The organism is Ruminiclostridium papyrosolvens DSM 2782, assembly GCF_029318685.1.
Classification (GTDB): domain Bacteria; phylum Bacillota; class Clostridia; order Acetivibrionales; family DSM-1351; genus Ruminiclostridium; species Ruminiclostridium papyrosolvens.
Window position 1 is genome coordinate 2,698,384 of sequence record NZ_CP119677.1, and the last position, 21,552, is coordinate 2,719,935.

Genomic DNA, 21,552 nt, shown 5'->3' on the forward strand with positions numbered 1-21,552 from the left:
CAGCTGCAAATTTGCAACAACCCTATTTTAAAATTTAAATATTTACATTTTCATCATACAACTTTTTTATATACTCTTTCAATTCTGTTACCCAAACGACTAAGCAATTCATTTGTAATAGTCCCTGCCAGTGAAGCCACCTGTTCGGCAGTTATAGCTTCATTTCCGTCATCTCCTATGAGTGTGGCTATATCACCCTGCTGTACATCAGGTATGTCCGAAATGTCCACCGTAAGCTGATCCATGCATATATTGCCTATTATAGGTGCTTTCTTACCCTTAATAAGCACATATCCTTTTCCGCACGAAAGGCTCCTTGGTATACCATCTGCATAGCCTATACAAAGTACTGCTATTTTAGTTCTTTTTACGGCTATGAAGCTTCTGCCATAGCCCACAGATTCACCCTCCTGTATTTCCTTTGTAAGAACGATTCTGGCTTTCAGGGACAGAACAGGCTCCAAAGCGGCACGAATTTTAGTTTTCTCATTTTCTTTGCTCAGTACCCCATATAGTGCTATTCCTACTCTGGCATAATCACAATCCAGCTCCGGATAATTAAGTATTCCATAGCTACTCTGAATGTGTATTTTACTGGGGTTACGATTATGACTTTTCAAGTAGTTAAGAGTGCTATAGAATTTCTTAATCTGCTCTTTCGTAAATATAATATTTGAAGGCTCAACACTGTCGGCAGACGACAAATGGGTATATGTCCCTCCTACTATCAGGTTTTTACAATTATAGGTTCTGTCTAAATTTGTCAATGCATCATTAGTTTCACCCAATCTATGCATTCCTGTATCAATTTTTATGTGAACCTTTATTTTAAGGCCTGTACTGTCAAGTATTTCTGCATATTCGTAATCTACTACTGTCTGTGTTAAATCATATCTTACAAGGAGTGGTGCTTCATCAGGATGAGTATATCCAAGTATCAGTATTTCTCCTTTTATTTTATTATTACGCAGTTCTATTCCTTCTGACAGAGTTGCAACTGCAAAAGCATATACACCGGCTTTGTTCAGTGACTTGGATATTTCAATATCTCCATGTCCATATGCATTTGATTTTACAACAGCCATAAGTTGACAATCATGGGGTAGGAGAAGCTTTAGCTGATTTACGTTGTGTTTAAGCCTATCCATATCAATTTCCGCCCATGCCCTGCACCTTTCAGGCTGACTTTGCCTTTTATAGGTGTCTAACTGTTTCTTAATATATATCAAAACAACTGAAATCACAATTGTTGCAACAGTTACAGCAATAAAATGTATTAAGCTGTTACCGATGAGATATACCTCTAATTTCAAAACCTTTGCAAAGCCTCTGACAAAAATAATGCAAAGTGGATGGAGTATATAAACGAGCATTGAAATATCTCTGAGAATCTTTTGGCTCTCTCCCTTTATTATTAGCAATATCCTGAACAGAAATAACATTGCCGGAATCAGCATAATATACATGCTGTCATGTCTCTGTAAAGAATAATGGTGCAATATTAAAGCTTCTGCTATAAGAGCTGAAAAAGCTAACGCAAATCCAACCAAATTTTTCCTTAATGAATACTCCCTTTTGGATTTTGCTATTATCGCTCCCAAAACAATAAATACGGGAGCAAAAAACAAACCATTTCTTGTATAATCAAAATATGAGAACAAAGTCCCATAAAAACTATTTGCTGCGTCAAATTTTTCCGATATACCGTAGTAGCTGTCGCCAAACAAGCCAATCAAGTATAAAATAAAGCTGAGTGTGAATACCTTTTTTAAACTTAGTCTTGTAGTCAAAGTATATACAATCATGAAGCCAATAATGCTGGCAGGAATATACCAAAGGTGATAAAAGGTACCGTCAAATACAATATCTTTTGTAATATTTATAATAATTGGTTTCTCTTTGAAATATCCTGAGTAAATATTTACGGGTATATAAATTAATATTGCAGCTCCATATAAAAATCCGGTTTTAGAAAGAAATTTTACAAATACCCTTTTTCTGTTTTCTCTGGATTCAGTACATCCGGGTATAAGGAAATAACCTGTACACATGAAAAAGAAAGGCACTGCGACTCTTGCAATAATCCTTGTCAATACAAAGTCAGCTTCATGGCTGAATGAAACCAGTGGTGATGTATGAATAGCAATAATCATTATGGCAGCAGCTATACGAAATATATCTATTCCGGCATATCCTTCCCTTTTATTAGTCATTGTACTGCCTCCAGACTGTAACTATAAAACCGTCAATGTTATTTCCCGAAACGTCATATAATAAGTTCTCAGTCAGGTAAACTGTCTTGGCCTCTTCTAAAGCATTTACATAAAATACTTCCGCTGTCCAGCCTTGGTTTTTAACTTGTAAATGCATACCTTCGTATGGAAACTGCTTCAGATATTCTATATATTCTTCCAAAGTAAAATTATTATCTGAAATAATTTGGGAATGAGGATTCCCAACATAGCGAAAATGCCATGGTTCATGAGATATTCCTGTAATTGCTTCCTTTCCCTTTGGATAACGCTGAATAAAACCGTATTGGGCTGCTTTCTCACGAAAATCCTGACAAATACCTTCGTATGGGAACAAAGGACAAATAAAATCAATATCGGACTCATTCTTTGCAACATCTATTGCAAGTCCCGTCTGGTGTTCACTGTGGTTTGGAAGCGCTACATATTTGTTGGTAAAATCCTCACCATTTTCATTCAAGGAATCATTATAGATTGCTATCTGCTCACTCAACGGTCTGAAACCGCTAACCGGTACGATTTCATTTTCTCCGCCACAGGCTTGAATCAGTTTTCTGAGCATTATTGCCGCTGTTTTATCAAGCAATATTTTTTGGTAATCGGAGTTTACAGTTTCTAAATTTCTAATTGTTAATGATTCAGGCTTGTTAATAGGATTCTTTTTGTTCACAAGAACAAGATTACCAATATGAATATATGATTTGGCCAGATTCAACCTGACTATATTTGAAATCAGATTTGTACTCATTTTTCAATCGCCATCCTTATCAACCTTTCAACTATGGAAGCAAATGAAAGGCCTACTCCTCTGAGCATATTGGGATAACGGCTGTGAGCTGTAAAGCCTGGTATGGTATTAACTTCATTAAATACTATTTCTCCCTTTGGAGTCAGAAACATGTCAACTCTTGCGAATCCGGTACAACACAGAGCATTGTATAAAATCCTTGCAGTATCTTTAATCCTCTCTGCGGTAACTGTGTCAATTCTGGCAGGCATGTGTATTTTAGACGTCTTTAATGTGTATTTTTCGTTGTAATCAAAAATTCCGCTCTGAAGTTCAATTTCATCTACTTCACCTATTACAAGATTATCATTTCCAAGGATGGCACAGCCCACTTCAAAACCATCAATATTCTCTTCAATGACTATTTTACTGTCGTATTCAAAAGCATTAATAATTGCCTTTTCAAGCTCAGCTCTGTCAATAACACGTGATATCCCGAAAGAAGACCCGGCTCTTGCTGGTTTTACAAAAACAGGGTATCTGAGAGTTTCCGCCTTATTCAAAATATCTTTAAGCAGCATAGCTTTATCAGCAGATATTGATTTTGGAACACATACTCCTGACGACTGTGCAATACGATGAGCAATATCCTTGTCCATGCACATGGCAGAACTTAAGACGCCACAGCCTACAAAAGGTATTCCTGCAAGTTTAAGCATACCTTGAACAGTACCGTCTTCACCGTTTCTTCCATGAAGCACGGGAAAGGCAGCATCAACATAAGTAATGGAGCTTGATTCCTCTGAAAATTCATAGAAACCGTGTATGCTTGGACTTTGAGAAAAAGCAACAGGGTTACAGCCTTTTTCCTGATACCAAGTATTATTACTGATTTTGTCAACATCTCCAAAGTACCTGAGCCATTCGCCCTCTTTTGTAATACCTATTAAAATGGTATTATACAAATCATTATTTATATGTTTTATTACAGACGACGCAGAATTAAGTGAGACTTCGTATTCCGGCGAGCAGCCTCCGAAAATAATTGCAATGTTTTTTCTATCCATCTTTATTCTCCTTGAGTTATTATTAATGTATCAAACCCCTATGATTTAATTCTAATAATTTCCCGGCTGCTCTTTATTAACTTAGTCTTATTGAATTCTTAAGATTTCCTTACGAATTTATTTAGATTTATATATTATGTCTTAGGAAGCGTTACTTTAAACTGCGTAAATTCTTCATTACTGGTTGCGGTAATATCTCCTCCATGCAGGTTAACTATTTCTTTAGCAATGGCAAGACCAAGGCCGGTTCCTCCTGTGTGTGAAGACCTTGCAGAATCAAGTCTGTAAAATTTTTCAAAAATGGATTCAAGCTTATCTGCAGGTATCATCTTGCCACTGTTTCTAAATGTAACTATGGTAACGTTATTAGACTGTATTGCAGAAATCACTATTTTGGAATTTTCATAGCTGTATGCAGCAGCATTTTTAAGTATATTATTAAATACTCGCGCCATCTTGTCAGAGTCAGCAAAAATATGAAGGTTTTCATCAGCAGAAACAATGGCCTCTTTATTTTCAGGTGCAAGAACAGGGTAAAACTCATCCGCCATCTGTTCCAGCATAAGAGTTAAATTAATATCTTCCTTTTCAAGAACAATACTCTGAAGGTTAAATCGTGTTATCTCAAAAAATTCATTTATAAGCTGCTCTAGGCGATAAGCCTTTTCCAAAGTAATGCCAGTATATTTTAACCTTTGCTCCAAAGGCATGTCAGGAGCCTCGTTCAGTAGGCTGAGATAGCCTATAACAGAAGTAAGAGGTGTTTTAATATCATGGGCCAGATACACTACCAGATCGTTTTTTCTCCGTTCACTTTCAAGGGCTGCATTCTTCCTTTTTTCAAGGGTGTTTTTAACAGTGTTGAGCTTGTTCTCCATAAATGAAAGCTCAGAAGGAAGAACTATAGGCGTTTCAGATTCCTCCACAAGTGCATCTATTCCTTCACTTATTTTATTAAAGTAACGGGTATATCTGGACATTGCAATAAAAACAAATATAATAATCAGTAAGACAAAGCCTATTATTACAAATACATTCTTATTTTCCACAAATATCCTTCGATATATATCTGCAGCAGAATAATAGCTTGTATGGAAAAGCTTTTCAGCTACTCTTACAAAACCTTCTGCAAAAGGTGCCTGAAAGGCATCATCAATAAGAAAGATAAGAACAAAACCTCCGATTATTAAGGCAAGTACCGCACCTAGCAAAATTTGCAACAATATCTTCAATCTTAACTGAGTAAAATCATTTTTCAATTTTATATCCAACTCCCCATACTGTTTTAATGAACTTCGGATTGCCTTCCGGCTCCTTCATCTTTTCACGGAGATGCCTTATATGAACCATTACTGTATTATTACTGCCTGAGAAATACTTCTCTCCCCATACCTCCTGAAAAAGCCTTTCAGAGCTGATAACCTGTCCTCTATTTTCGCAAAGTATCCACAGAATAGAGAACTCCGTAGGTGTCAGAATAAGTGGCTGTTCATTTAGAGAACATTCATGTGTTGTTTTGTTCATTATAAGACTGGAGACTTCCAATATATCGTTTGATTGCTGTATTCCCTCATTATATCTTGTGAATCTCCTAAGCTGGGCTTTAACTCTTGCAACCATTTCAAGGGGACTAAAAGGTTTTGTAATATAATCATCGGCGCCCAAAGTAAGTCCTGTGATTTTATCCATTTCTTCAACCTTTGCTGTTAACATTATAACCGGAAAATTGTATTTCTCCCGTATCTTCTGACATAATTTAAACCCATCCATCACAGGCATCATAACATCCAGTATGGCCAAATCATATTTTATCTCATCAATTGATTTAAGTGCCTCTATAGGAGAATAAAACTTGTATATATTATAATTCTCATTTCTCAGGTACAGCTCAACCAAATCCGCTATCTCTTTTTCATCATCAACCACCAAAATATTTGTACTCATAAATCGTCCTCTTAAACTCCCATAATAATATAGATAAGAAAATTATAGCATTCTAAATTAAAACTTTATTAAGAATTACTTAATTTTTTTATATTTTAGGAATTGTAAAGGTAAATTTTGTGCCTTTGCCGATATTACTCTGTACATTAATACTGCCGCCGTGAGCCAAAACTATGGATTTACAAATAGCAAGGCCTATTCCTGAACCGCCTGTCAGCTTATTACGTGACTTATCAGCCCTATAAAACCTTTCAAAAATATAAGGTAAATCTTCACCAGGTATACCCGGTCCGTTATCCGTCACTGAAATCTCCGTATTTACATCATTATACTGTATATTGATAACGACCATTCCACCTTCAGGAGTGTATTTTAAAGCATTTGAAAGTAAATTTACAAGTACCTGACTTATTTTATCCTTATCTGCATACACCCTGCAATCCGCACCTGTTAGTTTTAATTCCAGCCCTTTGCTTAAAAATTCACTTTCAAAATTATGAATCTGCCTTTTTGCCAGTTCAGTAATATCAAATGTATCCATATTTAAAACAAAATTTTCGCTTTCATATCTGGCAAGCTTTTCAAGGTCGCCTACCATTTTGCTTATCCTTACAATCTCTTCATGACAACTTTTAAGTCTTTCCGAATCAGCAGGCCATATACCATCCATCATTGCTTCTAAATGGCTCTGAAGAGTTGCCAATGGCGTTCTCAGTTCATGTGCAACATCTCCGGTAAGTCTTTTTCTCAATATTTCCTGCTTTTCCATGTTTTCTGCTAAATCATTTATGGTAACAGTAAGCTGATTAATCTCTCGAGTATTTGACTTCTCCTTAATTCTGTCTGAATAAAACCCTTTTGATATGGCTTTCGCTGTATTTATTACCCTAGCTATAGGCGAAACCAGTCTTTTTGACATAACAGTACCAAATAACAGAGATAGAATTAAAGAAAAAATTCCCACAGCCCAAAGTAAATTGTATAAATCATTTATAAATGCAATATCGTGTTCATTAAGATAATTGTCTCCATAGGTTCCGATTTCCACAGTTCCTACCTTGTTAAGGTTATAGTTTATGGTATATGGAACCTCTGTGTAGCCCGACTTACCTCTGCCGGGTATTCTGCTTGCATTATTTGACATGTGTTCTATTATTCTTTGGCACATACCGTTATTGTGAGTTTTTGCATCCCATATAATATTGCCGTTAATATCTTTGACTTTTAGAATAATTCCATTCTCCATAGAGCTTACGCCAATGGTTTCAATTACTTTTGTATTCCATTTTCCGTTCCCCATATATTGACCTGAAAGAGTAGTAACAATTTCACGGTTTTTTTGCTCTGTGTTTTGTTTTACATACTCTTCAAAATGCTTATATACAAAAAGGGTTGTAAAAATACTTATAAGTATAATGCATATAAGAGCAACGGCAACATATGAAATTGAAAGCTTGGTTCTCAAACTGGAATTCATGTCCTGTACCTCAGTTTATTCATAATAATAACTATTCTCCCGCAAATCTGTATCCAATTCCATGAACAGTCACCAGATACCTTGGAGTTTTGGGGTCATCCTCTATTTTTTGCCTGAGGTTTTTTATGTGAGTATCAACAGTTCTGTCAAAACCCTCAAAATCATCACCAAGGGCCATATTTATAAGTTCATCTCTAGTAAAGGTTTTCTTAGGGAAGCCTGCCATGGTAACCAATATTCTGTATTCATTAGGAGTAACATTTATTGTATTGCCTGCTTTTCTTATTTCATGTACAAAGGTATCTATTACAAGATCTCCATTGTCAAAAATAATTTTGCCGGTATCTGCAACAGGTTCTTTGACAACCCGCCTGAGCACTGCTGCAACCCTTGCCAGAAGCTGCCTTGGGCTAAATGGTTTTAAAACATAGTCATCGGCACCAATATCCAAGCCTGTAATTACTTCGTCATCAGAGACTTTAGCTGTTAACATTATTATTGGAACGGAAGAATTTTTTCTAATCCTTTTACATATTTCTTCACCTGATATGTCAGGCAGCATTAAGTCAAGTATTATCAAATGGGGATTGAACTCCTTGTAGCTTTCCATAGCTTCTTTACCGTTTAATGCTGTAACTACCTTGTATCCGTCATGTTCGAGATAAGATTTTATAACCTCTGATATTTTTACTTCGTCATCAACAACCAGTATTTTTTTCGCAGTATCATTCAATTAAAAATCCTCCTTCCATAGCTTATATATATAAATATACCCCGTTCCACTCATATAATCAGTGAAACGAGGTTTATTTTCCTTCGGAGCTTGTTGATAAAACTTATACAAAATTATTATGTTCCATGGTAACATCATATCCCTGATCTTCAATTGCGTCTTTTATCTGTTTTCCTTTAACAATCTCAGGGTCAAACTCAACTGTTACCTTTTTAGTAGCGAGGTCAACATCAACCTTTTCTACTCCGTTTAATGAACCGACAGCATTTTTAATACTGTTTACACAGTGATTACAGCTCATTCCCTCAACAACAATATCTGTTATTTCCTTAGCCATAAAAAATACCTCCTTTTTATATTTCTACAATAATATTATTTTTTAGTTTACATTCATTATGTATTCAACTTTTGCAAGTATATACCAATGGTTGAAATCATTCAAGCTGCAAAAGTTGATTTATTACTTAATTCTACTCTGTTTTCCAATTATCTGTAAACAAGCTCTTATTATTTTGTATAAAATCTTTTGGTATAGTAATATTTTCTGCATCTTCTTTTTTGTTTTCCTTATATATAGGAATTGGATTGCAGCCACCTCTTTGCTGCTCTATCATATCCATAGAAAACCTGTTTCCGCAATTCTGGCAGACAATAACGTCGCCTTCCTGCTTGTAGTATGCTCTTGGGGAGCCTTTACACACCTGACAAGTATTAAAAGCAGTTCTTATTGTACCATCACTTGCTTTAACTGCAAGAACTTCCATATTGGTCTTTCCTGCTTTTATAGGATAAAATGTAACTTTATCTGTAATCTGACTTTTAGGTATTACAATATCTGCCACAGTCACAGTGTTTTGGGAAGCATTTCCCACAAGTTTTAATGTTAAAATTCCTGCTAATACTACTATTATTACTCCAAATATGATAAAGTTCAACTTGTATGAATTTTTCAATTTGTACCTCCTTGTATTAAAATTAAAACCACAGCTAAATACTATCAGTAAGATGTGGAGATTTTATGAAGGTTACAAATTTGAAATAATTGTTTACAAAATTTGCTATGCTAATATATATTTATATTTATCCAATTAAAAAATGTAGGAGTGTGTCAAATGAAATCTGCAAAATTATCCTTTTTAATATGTCTTTTTAGCGGAATTACTTTGTTTATAATAGGTTCTGTCTTAATGGTAAATATTCGAACATCGCCTCCCCCTCAACAAAAAAATACAGTCTTGCCTTCCGGGGAAACAAAAAAAACTATAGATGTAACGGAAACATATCAAAATAGCGGTGATCCTATAAATTTTCTTGTTCTGATAAAAGAAGCGTCAGGTTTGCATACAGACACCATCATAATAGGAAATTACGAACCGGTGACAAATCAAATCAGTCTGCTGACAGTACCCAGAGACACAAAGCCTACCGGTAAATCAACAATAAAAATTAATAACGTATATTCCACAAATTTTAGCAAACATCTCGATTTACCTAAAACCCAACGAAAAACTAAATCTATTGAGGATACAACACAGTATATAAGTAACCTTACCAATATTCCAATTGATTATTATGTTTACCTTGAGATTGACACAATCAAGCAAATTGTAGACATGCTCGGTGGAGTGTATTTTGATGTGCCTGCTGATTTAAGATATCCGGACCCTTCTCAAGGCCTGAATATTAATCTGAAAAAAGGTTATCAGCTCCTTGACGGTGACAAGGCAGAGCAATTGCTGAGATTCAGGAAAACACCTTATAATATAACTAAAGCACCCGCCGATGTTCGGAAGTACTACGACGGCTCTGACATGAAAAGAACAGAAATGCAGATAAAATTTGTTAATGAACTTATTAAGCAAAAAGTTACTCTACTAAATATGCCTAAGCTGATTCCTGTAGTAAATTATGCCTTTAGCAATGTAATTACGAACATTTCACTTTCAGATACACTAAATCTTGCCACCGGGCTTACCAGAGCCAACAAACAGGAAATGAACACTTTCAAGTTATGTGGTTTAGACAGATATATAAATGATATTTACTATTTCATATACAACCAAAAGGTTGAAAACGTTAAAACAAAAGAGGAGTATAATACTCAGGAGATAATTGATAAGTATTTTATATCAAAAACCGGTAAGTTTTCGCCTGATCCAAATAAGAAATATGATTTTCATTCCGTTCTCCCGCCAAATCCTTCGAACACTGAAACTGAGTCAAGAAGCGACGGGAAAGATAAACCTTAAAAGATTAAAAGGATAATAGCCTAAAGTCGGCCATTATCCTTTTTTTGCGCCTATTTAAATATCACTTTTTTATTTCAGGGTGACACTGTTCCAGATGGAGTTTACCAGCTCTCTATTCATAGTTCCATAGTAGAATTTATTTGCAGTAAAGGTAAATTGCATTATTTGGTTTCCTTTAGACAATACATATACTTCCTGACGGTATTGAGTATCGTTATTAATTATATTAAATATATATTTGTAACCAAAGGTGTCTTTTTCATTTATAGCAACTTTACTTTCTAACTTTAAATTCTTATTAAGTAATTTGTTAAAGTACTGGTCAAGTCCTGCAAATGCTTCCGTTGATGAAGTAGTCATTTCAGCTGTTGAAATAGTAAAAACTAAGTCCCCATCGTTATTGTAATAACTTATATAATCAGAATTATTCTCTTGACTTTTTTTCCAGCCGGAAGGCAGTTTAAAAGAATATAAATCTTCTTCTATAGTACGTGTCTTTGTTGAACTAGTTACCTTTGAAGGGTCCATCAGCTTGCCGGTTGCTTTTAAATCCAACTGCTCAAATCTAAATGAATTAGCCATACCTTCAACCATCATTCTCTTTTTGGAATCATTATATGTTTCCTCAGGAATTTCATACGATAAGACATATTTATAATTTTTATCCGCAAAGAAAATATCACAGCCGTATTTAAGCTTATCTGACTTGGTATATTTGCAATACAACTTGTTACTTTTTACTCCTCCGATAACAGCACTCTCCTGCTTCTCAAGCTTAAACATTTCAGCATTATAATACCGCTCATAGTTCTTTAATTCTGAAGCAGTAATTGAGTCCAGGTTCTCCCCCTTTTCAAGGGAATAGATTTTCACTGAAAACTTTTCTCCCTTAGGGCCAAAAAACTGAACTTCATTATGTACATTTTTATCTTTGTACTCACTCCAGTCTGGAAGAATCTTTGCTGACCATTTTAGCTGAGTGTCCTGATACTTTCTATACCCTGTGGCTGATACATCTGACAAGTCCTCTGTGCTTCCATCCTTGCTGAACTTAAACTGAAATGAATCAAGTAAATCCTGATATTTGTTATCAAGATAGGATTTGTCGCTATCTAAAAGCAACAACAGTGAAAATCTCTTTGTATTGGTCATATATACTCTCTTTACAAAAGTGAAATCACTGTCCTTATAGACTATTTCTGCATATTCAACTCCATTTAACTCGTTAATTCCACAGTCAATAAGTGTTGAATCCTCTGCTTCTTCACGAAGATTTTGCTGTTCATCCTCCATAGTTGCATCCTTATCCTTGTCACTGATTGCAATACTCATACTGTAGGTTGAATCCTGTGATATGAAAAAACTATAGGCTCCGTTAAAGGTTCTTGAACCCATAATAAGCTCACGAGGAAGCTTCATAGACCAGTTATAGTAGCTGTCCCCCACTTTTGACTTATTTGAATTCTTTATTAATGTTCCAAAGTCCTTTATGCTGTTTGGGTTAGCAATCTCTTTTGTAAAAGTAACTTTTCCGCCACTGTTAGTAATGTCAGCCCCAAAAACATCAGCTAAAAAAGTAATAGTTGCCATGAATGATGAATTTTTTATGTAAGGAGTGGCATCCATGTTTGTTTTCTTACCTGCTATTATAGCCTCTTGCTTTTTATCGGTAATTTTGATTTCCACATCATTATATTTGATAACAGCAGTTTTTTTCTTTAAATCAGGCGTAAATGAAGCACCCAGCGCATCTGCTATAACCTTTACGGGAACAAAAGTTTTTCCTTTCACAACAGCACTGGCTTCCGCTTTTACTTCCTTACCGTTAACAGTATAGCTTGCTGTACCTGCTTTAAAGGAAACTGTTATTACGGTTGACGTATTATTATCAAGAAGCTCATCTGCTGCAAATATACTCACCGAACTTAAAACTAAACAAAAAATTACACTTAACAGTACAAATAACTTTTTCATTCTTTAAATCCTCCAAGTGCCTCTACCGGGCATTTTTAACTGCTATTTTAATTCATCCACAACCACATTGACGCTCTGTACTTTACCGTTTCTTCTTACACCTACTTTGACTTTATTACCCGGGAGTACAGATTTATATGCCTCATTAAGGTCCACAAGTGTATTTACATATACGCCGTTTATACTGTAAATAAAATCATCTTTTTTTAATCCATACTTTTCTGCACAAGACCCTTTATCAATGCTTGTTATTTTTAATCCATTTCTACTGGGTAATCCGTAAAGAGCCACATAATCTTCCTCAAACTCAGCCCCCATGGTTACTCTTTTTACTTTTCCATATTTATAGAAGTGGTTTAAAACATATTGGACAGTATCTATTGGTATGGCATAGCTTAATCCTTGCGCGTTAACCGTTGTCATTGAGTTAATACCAATAACTTCTCCCTTTGTAGTAAGAAGTGGCCCGCCACTATTACCTGGGTTTATGGCTGCATCAGTCTGAATAAGCTTGTACTGATAAAATCCGTCAGCACTTCTGTTAAGCCCGCTGATTACACCAACAGAAGCAGAATTCCTGTTTTGGAATGACATAGGTGTTCCAATGGCTATAGCAGTCTTTCCGATTACTATATCCTGCATTTTGCCCAGAGTGGCTGCCGTAAGTCCAATCTTGTCAATCTTTATTACAGCAAGGTCGCTTGGCTTATCTATGTACTTGATTCTGGCTTGGTATCCCGTACCATCCGTTAGAACAACCACAATTCTGCTCATAGCTTCCACTACATGAGCATTGGTAAGTATATCTCCGCCTGATTTGATTATTATGCCTGTTCCCAACGCAACTCCACCGGCAGTGGAATCTCCAGAATCAATATTACCAATAATACCAACAACTGATGGACTTATTGACTTGATAATGTTTGGAATGATATCATCATTTTTAGTAGAGATATTGATTGACTTGCTTGTTTTACTTGCATTAAAACCTAGTTGATTTGCGAGTGCCTCAGCGTCTACATAGATCTTATTATTTACCGTTGCTGTTCCTATATCAGTAGAAATACCGTTTATAGACAGCTTGAACTGAGTTGCACCTGAAACAATAAAACTGAAACTTAATAATAACACAGTTGCAACCAGAAGAACTAAATACCTTTTTTTCATATTGTGACCTCTGTTGGGATTAATATTGTAATTCTAACACTATTTAGCAATCTGATTCAAGTAAAAATTTTTTTATGTTAAACTTATATTTAAAATGGTCTTATAAAATTTCTTACCACAAAATATAGTAAAGAAATAGCACCCATTGTCCACCAATAGACACGGCTTCTGGGAAATATCTTTTTATGCCTGCCAAACACATAGGTTATCAACTCAATATATGCCAGTATCCCAAGAATAATACCCAGCAAGGGTATGGGGTTAAATCTTACAGAGCCTATAATATCGCCTTTTAACAAATGCTGAACACTTCTTGTATTTCCACATCCCGGACAATATATGTCAAGATAAGTATAACTTGGGCAGGAAGGGAAAAGTGTCCCCCAGAATATAAGCTGATTTCTCAGGAAATAAGCTGTAATAGCTAACGCAAAAGGAAAAATGCAAACTGCAGCCCTTTTCCATTTTAGATTGTTTTTCAAAATCTGTTCACCTTTCACTTATTCTAGTCTATAATCTTGTTTACAGGAATTTGATTGCGCACACTGTTTACCATATTAAGGTCAATATCCGCTATCAGTATATCCTCTTTTTCCTCCGCCCTTGAAATAACACTTCCCCACGGGTCACATACCATTGAGTTACCGTAAGAGACATAGTTGGCACTTGTTTCTCTGGCAGAAGAAACCGCTACATGAAATACCTGATTATCAAGGGCTCTGGCTCTTACAAGCAGTTCCCAATGTGCGGGGCCCGTTGTCATATTAAACGAAGCCGGTGTAATAATGATTTTTGCCCCTTTTTCCGTCATTTCAGAATAAAGCCCGGCGAAACGCATATCAAAGCAAATTGCAAGCCCTATACACCCAAATTCCGTTTCTGCAACAGTAACCGACCTACCTGCGGTCAAAACATCGGATTCCCTGAATGAAATACCATCCTTAACATTTATATCAAAAAGATGTACTTTTCTATGTTTTGCTATTGTATTGCCCTGTCTGTCAAACATTACCGAAGAATTGTATATAAATCCATTATTACTCTCAGGTATAGTCCCTGCTACAATATACATATTATTATACTTTGCCGACTTTGAAATGACTGATAAGGTTTTACTGTTTTCTACATTTTCAGCGTATAGAGGGAAAAGTTTTGTGTCATAAGGACAAATAAACATTTCAGGAAGTATTGCAATATCTGCTCCTTGCTTACTGCATTCTTCAAGCATGGACAGTGCTTTTTCCAAGTTATCCTTTTTCTTATCCGAAACAGTCATTTGACATAAACCAAGTCTAATCTTTGTATTCATGTGATACCCCCTACATATATTTTAAGGGTGGTAAATTACCTGTTTTACGGTAATTTGCCACCCTTTATAAAGTTCTGTTCTATAAACTTAGTTTTTCAGGCTGTGCATTGGAGCCGGAATTCTTCCGCCTCTTTTAATAAATTCATTACTGCTGAAAGGATTTACTTTCATAACAGGACCTGAACCAAGTAATCCTCCAAATTCAACTGTATCTCCGACCTTCTTGCCGGGAGCAGGAATTATTCTGACAGCAGTAGTTTTAGTATTAACTACACCAATTGCAGATTCATCAGCAATAATTGCCGAAATAGTTTCAGCACTGGTATCACCGGGAACAACAATCATGTCAAGTCCTACTGAACATACGCAGGTCATTGCTTCAAGCTTTTCTAAAGTTAATGCTCCGCAAAGTGCTGCATCAATCATTCCGGCATCTTCACTTACAGGAATGAATGCACCGCTAAGACCTCCAACGTAGGAAGAAGCCATAACTCCTCCCTTTTTAACTGCATCATTTAAAAGAGCAAGAGCCGCTGTGGTTCCGTGAGTTCCGCACTTCTCAAGACCCATTTCTTCAAGAATATAGGCAACACTGTCACCGATTGCAGGCGTGGGTGCCAAAGATAAATCAACAATACCAAAAGGAACATTTAACCTTCTGGATGCCTCCTGAGCTACCAGCTGACCCATTCTTGTTATCTTGAAAGCAGTCTTCTTAATAGTCTCAGAAACAGTTCCAAAGTCAGCTCCCTTAACTTTTTCCAAAGCACATTTTACAACACCGGGTCCGCTTACACCTACATTAATAACACATTCCGGTTCTCCGATGCCATGAAAAGCACCTGCCATAAACGGATTATCCTCTACTGCGTTGGCAAAAACAACCAGTTTTGCACATGCCAGAGCTCCGTTATCTGCGGTTAATTCAGCACATTTCTTTATAACCCTGCCCATTTCAGCCACAGCATCCATATTTATACCTGCTTTTGTGGATGCAACATTTACAGATGAACATACAAGCTTTGTACGGCTTAATGCTTCAGGAATGGATTGTATAAGTCTCTTATCACCTACTGTATAGCCTTTATGAACCAGTGATGAAAATCCGCCTATAAAATTTACACCCACTGTTTGTGCTGCCTTGTCCATAGCTTCAGCAAACTTAACGTATTCGTCGCTTTCACAACTCTCAGCCACAAGAGCAATAGGAGTTACTGATATTCTTTTATTAATTATGGGGATACCGAATTCCTTTTCGATATTTTCTCCCGTAACAACAAGCTTTTCAGCATATCTGGTTATCTTATCGTAAATCTTACTGCATGAAATATCTATATTGGGATGACAACAATCCCTCAATGAAATACCCATGGTAATAGTTCTTATATCAAGATTTTCTTTTTGAATCATGTCAATTGTTTCTAGTACTTCAAATGGACCTAGCATTATAGTTCACCTCATATTCTATGCATTGAGTTAAAAATATCTTCGTGCTGAATCTGTATTTTCAGGCACAGTTCAACACCTTTGGCTTCCAATTTTTCAGAAAGATTATGAAATGGTATGTTACATTTGGATATATCTACAAGCATTATCATAGTAAATACATCCTGCAGAATTGTCTGGGATATATCAAGTATATTAACATCACTCTCTGCCAATATGTTGCTTACCGCTGCAATTATTCCAACTTTATCTTTACCGATAACTGTTATTACTGCTCTCACGTTTATACCTCCCGCATATGGTTATATATATTGTTTAAAGCTAAAACTTTCTAATGTAATCAGAATTGGTTTATATTATATATCTTTAATATACAAATTTCAATCAAAAACATTTCGAACATACGTTTGATTCATTGGAAAAAGTATGTTATACTATTCTTAATAGATAAATCAGCTTGCTTTTGAGTAAATTATTTTTACGAGGAAAATAAATATATGGACTTGAATGAGAAATTAGGAATATTAGCAGATGCAGCAAAATATGACGTTTCATGCTCATCCAGCGGAGGCACAAGAAAAAACAAAAACGGAGTAGGAGACAGTCATGCTTGTGGAATATGCCATACATGGGCAGATGACGGAAGGTGTGTTTCTCTGCTTAAAATTCTATTGTCAAATGAATGTATATACGATTGCGTATACTGTATAAACAGGTCTTCAAATGATGTTCCCCGTGCCAGTTTTACCGCAGAGGAAGTTATTGAGCTTACCATGAATTTTTATCGAAGAAACTATATAGAAGGACTTTTTTTAAGCTCTGCCGTTCTAAAAAATCCCAGCCATACCATGGAGTTAATGCTTGAAATCGTAAAAAAGCTCCGAAATGAACATGGCTTTTTTGGTTATATACACATCAAAGCAATTCCCGGGGCCGATGAAAGGCTTATAAACGAAGCCGGAATGTACGTTGACAGGATGAGCGTAAACATAGAATTGCCGTCTGACAAAGGCCTTGAAGTACTTGCTCCTCAAAAACCAAAAAGAGCTTTACTCAAACCCATGCATCAGATAAGCAACAAAATAATTGAAAACAAAGAAAATAAGAGATTATTTAAGAAGGGTGATTCATTTGTTCCGGCTGGACAAAGCACCCAACTTATAGTGGGAGCAACACCAGATAAGGATTTAAGCATTCTAAAGCTCTCAGAAGCCTTGTACGGCAATTTTAACCTCAAGAGAGTTTATTACTCGGCTTTTGTCCCAACGGTCACAGATCCAAGGCTGCCGGCTCTTATCAAGCCTCCTCTTCTACGCGAACACAGACTGTATCAGGCGGACTGGCTTTTGAGGTTCTACGGTTTTGAGGCTGATGAATTACTAAGTAAAAGCAATCCCAATTTTAATCCCGAGCTTGACCCTAAAGCTGACTGGGCTATGAGAAATCTGCATATGTTTCCTATAGAAGTAAATTCTGCAGAATATGAATTACTTTTGAGAGTACCGGGTATAGGTGTTAAATCGGCACAGAGGATTATTACCGCCAGAAGAGTGGGAAGACTGACTTTTGACAACTTGAAAAAAATCGGAGTAGTCTTGAAACGTGCAGGCCACTTTTTAACCTGTCAGGGGAAGACTTATGACAGTTACAGCTCAAACGAAGCTATTGTAAAAGAGTCCTTGATAAGTGCCAACCTTCAGCCTAAAAGTAAAAAGTCTGTTTTAGGGCAGATGTCCTTATTCTCACTTGTAAATGATAGCGGAACTGATGAAAACATCTCAGAGTTTCTTCTAACAGACTCTCCTTCAAATAACCGACAATGGCTGAGCTATTACAATCAACCGCAAGACGGGAGGCTTTTGCTAAGTGATATACATTTATGATGGAACATGGGACTGCTTTTTAACAGCAGTTCATCATTATTATTATGATAAGCAGGATGTTTCAAATATAGAATCAAGCCTTTGCTATATACCAAATCTTATTGACGAATACAGATTTATAACTTCCGATATTATAAAGGCTAAATCAGTAGAAGAAGCAATACTTCATAAGATATCTGCAGAAAGTCTTGAAAATCTTCAAAAATGTTTCTTTTCGGAAATTGAAGGGCGTGAAATGTGGATTTTAAAATATATCCGTCTGGGTTTTAAAATCGGTTCACGCATAGACAGTATGCTGGGAGACAAAACCGTCTTGGATGTATTGATTCCTGCCAGAAAAGTAGGAATGGAGTGTCATAGAATGCTTGGATTGCTTCGTTTTGAGCTTTTGGATGGCGGTATTTATTATGCAAAAATCCAACCGGACCATAATATAATTTCTTTTATATCTCCCCACTTTAAAAACCGTTTTGCAGACCAGAACTGGATAATACACGATACGACACGCAAAATTGCTTCTTTATATAATACAAAAAAAATGCTTCTATCCTATATGGATTTGTCCAATATCCCCGAGCTCCATGCAGATGAGCTCAGATTTCAGGCTCTATGGAAAAATTATTATAAGCATATAGCAATTAAAAATAGAATAAATCCAAAACTTCAAAAGAATTTCATGCCTAAGCGATATTGGAAGAACCTTACAGAGAAGAAGTCTGATTAATGTCTGTACTAAAAGAGGCTGTTTAAAGCAGCCCCTTTGAAATAAAACTATTTAAGCTTGTTAACCAATTCTTTAAACACATTTCCACGGTGTTCAAAGTTTTTAAACATATCAAAGCTTGTGCTTGCAGGCGACAAAATTATACAGTCACCGGACTTTGCCTGTCCATAGGCTTCTTTTACAACCTCTTCATAGCTGTCACAATGAATGATTTCTATCTCATTATCTATGTCTCTTTGTTGTAAATAGTTCTTGTATGCTTCCTCAATTCTTGAAGCAGTTGCGCCTATCAGCAGCAGGCACTTTACCTTCTCAGCAATAATTTCACCTATTGAATCATAGGGTATCCCCTTATCCTTTCCTCCGGCAATAAGGATTACTTTATTCTTAAAGGTTTTTAGTGCCGCTATTGTTCTTGAAGGGCTGCTGTCAATGGAACTATTGTAGAATTTTATCCCATTTAGCTCCCTTACCAATTCAATTCTGTGTTCAACACCATTAAACGTAGTTGCAATCTTTGCGATGGTCTCCGGTTTAACATAGTCTATAGTTGCTGCAGTTGCAGCCATGTAATTTTCTATGTTATGAACCCCGGGTATCTTTATTTTATCACCCTCTACAATTACAGTACTTTCATTTCCTTTTTTGACCATTATCACACCATCTTGATATACAACACCTTCTTCCAGATTACTTAATCTTGAGAAATAAACATGTTCACCACGAGCCTCATAATTGAAACTCTTTGTAATTTCATTATCATAATTCAGAACAAGCTTCTCATTTTCCTTCTGATAAATAAAAATGTTCTTTTTTGCATCAATATACTCTTGCAATGATTTATGAACATCAAGATGATTTGGAGAAAGGTTTGTTACAACTGCAACTGACGGACAGTCTCTTATGGTCATTAATTGGAAGCTGCTTAGTTCCAAAACTACCTTGTCCGTTTCGGCAACCTCATCTATTTTACTTAGCAGCGGTATACCTATATTTCCTCCAAGCCAGCAATTGTAGCCTTCCTCTGAAAGTATTTTATAGATCAAGGTTGTAGTAGTTGTTTTTCCGTCACTTCCGGTTACTGCAAAAACCTGTGCCGGACACAATTTTAAAAACACTTCCATTTCTGATGTAAGCTCGGCACCATTATTCACTGCTTGAACAAGCTCCGGCAGATCAGGTCTCATTCCGGGCGTACGGAATATCAAATCAAAACCATTCAACTTGGAAAGATAATCAGAGCCAATACTATATTTAACAGGCAATCCCTCTAATTGAGTGAAAGCATCTGCGAGTTTTTCTTCAGATGATTTATCAAATGCAGTTATATCTACTCCAAAACTAACGAGATATTTAATCAATGGAATATTACTTATACCTATTCCCATAACCGCAACTTTTTTATTTTTAACGTCCTTCTTGAACTGTTCCAGCTTATTATTCATAATTACCTCCGTTATTCTCCGTAATCCACATAAAATAAATATTGCCTATTGAAAAATCAAAAAACATATAGTAAAATACTAATGCAGTTAAGTCGTGCGGATATGGCGGAATTGGCAGACGCGCATGGTTCAGGTCCATGTGAAAGCAATTTCATGCAGGTTCAACTCCTGTTATCCGCACCAAAAGAGTTTGAATATTAATTTCAAACTCTTTTTTTATTTCTCTAATTAATTAAACCGGATAATTAAAATTATCTGAGTCCTTTATATAGAAAAATGTCTTCAGTGATTTAAAATTGTACTTATTTGCCATTATAAGCTGTTCCGTACTCCCCACAAAAAGTATTCCTTGATGATTTAATGCCATGTTGAACTTTTTGTATATTTCGGTCTTTGCTTCCTCTGTAAAGTAAATTAACACATTCCTGCAAACTATTAAATCAATATTGGTAGGATAAGGTTCTCTTAAGAGATTATGTTGCTTGAACTCAACACAATTCTTTACTTCATCCTTAATTTTATAACTTTCACCCAATATTGTAAAATACTTGCTTTTAAACTCCTGTGGTAAATTCTCGACACTTTTGGCATTATATATACCAGTTTTTGCCTTTTCTATAGCTCCCAGGTCAATATCTGTTGCAAGTATCTTTATAGAGCTAAGAGGCATAAGTTTATTGAGTACCATAACAAGGGTATATGGTTCGTCCCCTGTAGAACATGCAGCACTCCAAATTGTAAGCTTCTTTTTTTTGTTCAGCAAAAGTGGAAAAATCTCTTTCTCCAATACAGACCATTGGTCCGGATTTCTGTAAAACTCAGACACATTTATCGTAAGGTAGTTTATGAATTCCTTGAACAATTCCTTATTGTCTTTTAATGCCTGAACGTAATCCTTGTATGTATTATAATTATTCTTTCTTATAAGAGCATCTATTCTTCTTTTCATTTGCTTTTCTTTATAGAGAGTAAGATTTATCTTCGTCATTTTGAAAATTTCTTCTTTAAAGCCTTCGTAATCCATATGAACCTCCTCATTGGTTTAATATTACAATTTTTATACAGTATTATATTCAGAATGAGGTACGATGATGTTTTTACACTTAAATAAAGGATGTACCAATGTACATCCTTTATTTTTATTATTTAAAATGA

General features: G+C 35.7%; 20 protein-coding genes and 1 tRNA gene. 4 read left to right on the forward strand and 17 right to left on the reverse strand.

Annotated features, from left to right (window positions below):
- Window positions 1-53: 53 nt before the first annotated feature.
- The 9 genes from vanT to P0092_RS11980 all read right to left on the reverse strand — a co-directional run bounded on the left by vanT (window position 54) and on the right by P0092_RS11980 (window position 9,153).
- The gene (gene vanT, locus P0092_RS11940; RefSeq protein WP_004618014.1) at window positions 54-2,213 is read right to left on the reverse strand and encodes a serine racemase VanT catalytic subunit; all 2,160 of its coding nucleotides are present in this window, start codon (window positions 2,211-2,213) and stop codon (window positions 54-56) included.
- Window positions 2,206-3,000, reverse strand: a complete 795-nt coding sequence (locus tag P0092_RS11945) for a M15 family metallopeptidase (protein ID WP_004618012.1) — start codon at window positions 2,998-3,000, stop codon at window positions 2,206-2,208. Before P0092_RS11945 ends, vanT begins: the two co-directional genes overlap by 8 nt.
- A complete protein-coding gene (gene vanG, locus P0092_RS11950) occupies window positions 2,997-4,046 on the reverse strand; it encodes a D-alanine--D-serine ligase VanG (RefSeq protein ID WP_004618010.1) in 1,050 nt (349 codons plus the stop codon). The genes P0092_RS11945 and vanG overlap by 4 nt, the downstream gene beginning before the upstream one ends.
- Before the next feature lie 134 nt (window positions 4,047-4,180).
- Window positions 4,181-5,317 (reverse strand): sensor histidine kinase, encoded by a 1,137-nt coding sequence (locus P0092_RS11955; protein ID WP_422784821.1) that lies wholly within the window; start codon window positions 5,315-5,317, stop codon window positions 4,181-4,183.
- Window positions 5,295-5,990: a VanR-ABDEGLN family response regulator transcription factor gene (gene vanR, locus P0092_RS11960; protein WP_004618006.1), complete on the reverse strand. Its 696-nt coding sequence runs from the start codon at window positions 5,988-5,990 to the stop codon at window positions 5,295-5,297. Before vanR ends, P0092_RS11955 begins: the two co-directional genes overlap by 23 nt.
- Before the next feature lie 88 nt (window positions 5,991-6,078).
- Window positions 6,079-7,467 carry a sensor histidine kinase gene (locus P0092_RS11965; RefSeq protein WP_004618004.1) on the reverse strand — a complete coding sequence of 463 codons (1,389 nt, stop codon included), beginning with the start codon at window positions 7,465-7,467 and terminating at the stop codon, window positions 6,079-6,081.
- A 31-nt stretch (window positions 7,468-7,498) separates the two neighbouring features.
- Window positions 7,499-8,200, reverse strand: coding sequence for a response regulator transcription factor (locus tag P0092_RS11970; RefSeq protein ID WP_004618002.1), 702 nt, complete (start codon window positions 8,198-8,200; stop codon window positions 7,499-7,501).
- Between the two features lie 103 nt (window positions 8,201-8,303).
- Window positions 8,304-8,537, reverse strand: a complete 234-nt coding sequence (gene copZ / locus P0092_RS11975; RefSeq protein WP_004618000.1) for a copper chaperone CopZ — start codon at window positions 8,535-8,537, stop codon at window positions 8,304-8,306.
- A 133-nt stretch (window positions 8,538-8,670) separates the two neighbouring features.
- Window positions 8,671-9,153 carry a DUF2318 domain-containing protein gene (locus P0092_RS11980; RefSeq protein WP_004617998.1) on the reverse strand — a complete coding sequence of 161 codons (483 nt, stop codon included), beginning with the start codon at window positions 9,151-9,153 and terminating at the stop codon, window positions 8,671-8,673.
- 159 nt (window positions 9,154-9,312) lie between these two features.
- Between P0092_RS11980 and P0092_RS11985 the strand changes: the two genes are divergently transcribed.
- A complete protein-coding gene (locus P0092_RS11985; protein WP_004617996.1) occupies window positions 9,313-10,449 on the forward strand; it encodes an LCP family protein in 1,137 nt (378 codons plus the stop codon).
- Window positions 10,450-10,518: 69 nt separating this feature from the next.
- Here P0092_RS11985 and P0092_RS11990 read toward each other — a convergent pair whose 3' ends face one another.
- From P0092_RS11990 to P0092_RS12015, 6 genes are all read right to left on the reverse strand, one after another.
- Window positions 10,519-12,423: a stalk domain-containing protein gene (locus P0092_RS11990; RefSeq protein WP_004617993.1), complete on the reverse strand. Its 1,905-nt coding sequence runs from the start codon at window positions 12,421-12,423 to the stop codon at window positions 10,519-10,521.
- A gap of 42 nt (window positions 12,424-12,465) precedes the next feature.
- Complete coding sequence (locus tag P0092_RS11995; protein WP_004617991.1) at window positions 12,466-13,590, reverse strand: S1C family serine protease; 1,125 nt, start codon at window positions 13,588-13,590, stop codon at window positions 12,466-12,468.
- A gap of 89 nt (window positions 13,591-13,679) precedes the next feature.
- Entirely contained in the window at window positions 13,680-14,072 is a 393-nt protein-coding gene (locus P0092_RS12000) for a DUF2752 domain-containing protein (RefSeq protein ID WP_004617989.1), read from the reverse strand.
- Window positions 14,073-14,095: 23 nt separating this feature from the next.
- Window positions 14,096-14,899, reverse strand: coding sequence for a carbon-nitrogen hydrolase family protein (locus tag P0092_RS12005; RefSeq protein ID WP_004617988.1), 804 nt, complete (start codon window positions 14,897-14,899; stop codon window positions 14,096-14,098).
- A gap of 87 nt (window positions 14,900-14,986) precedes the next feature.
- Window positions 14,987-16,345 carry a PFL family protein gene (locus P0092_RS12010; protein WP_004617986.1) on the reverse strand — a complete coding sequence of 453 codons (1,359 nt, stop codon included), beginning with the start codon at window positions 16,343-16,345 and terminating at the stop codon, window positions 14,987-14,989.
- 11 nt (window positions 16,346-16,356) lie between these two features.
- Window positions 16,357-16,626, reverse strand: coding sequence for an ACT domain-containing protein (locus tag P0092_RS12015; RefSeq protein WP_004617984.1), 270 nt, complete (start codon window positions 16,624-16,626; stop codon window positions 16,357-16,359).
- A 216-nt stretch (window positions 16,627-16,842) separates the two neighbouring features.
- Here P0092_RS12015 and P0092_RS12020 point away from each other — a divergent pair, with 216 nt between their 5' ends.
- Both P0092_RS12020 and P0092_RS12025 read left to right on the forward strand, forming a co-directional pair.
- Window positions 16,843-18,228, forward strand: coding sequence for a putative DNA modification/repair radical SAM protein (locus tag P0092_RS12020; RefSeq protein WP_004617982.1), 1,386 nt, complete (start codon window positions 16,843-16,845; stop codon window positions 18,226-18,228).
- Entirely contained in the window at window positions 18,212-18,952 is a 741-nt protein-coding gene (locus tag P0092_RS12025) for a TIGR03915 family putative DNA repair protein (protein ID WP_004617980.1), read from the forward strand. The genes P0092_RS12020 and P0092_RS12025 overlap by 17 nt, the downstream gene beginning before the upstream one ends.
- A 47-nt stretch (window positions 18,953-18,999) precedes the next feature.
- Here P0092_RS12025 and murD read toward each other — a convergent pair whose 3' ends face one another.
- Entirely contained in the window at window positions 19,000-20,397 is a 1,398-nt protein-coding gene (gene murD / locus P0092_RS12030; RefSeq protein WP_004617979.1) for a UDP-N-acetylmuramoyl-L-alanine--D-glutamate ligase, read from the reverse strand.
- 96 nt (window positions 20,398-20,493) lie between these two features.
- Here murD and P0092_RS12035 point away from each other — a divergent pair.
- Window positions 20,494-20,580, forward strand: a tRNA-Leu gene (locus tag P0092_RS12035).
- Window positions 20,581-20,629: 49 nt separating this feature from the next.
- Here P0092_RS12035 and P0092_RS12040 read toward each other — a convergent pair.
- On the reverse strand, window positions 20,630-21,421 hold the full coding sequence (locus P0092_RS12040; protein WP_004617976.1) for a CheR family methyltransferase: 792 nt from the start codon (window positions 21,419-21,421) through the stop codon (window positions 20,630-20,632).
- Window positions 21,422-21,552: the final 131 nt, after the last annotated feature.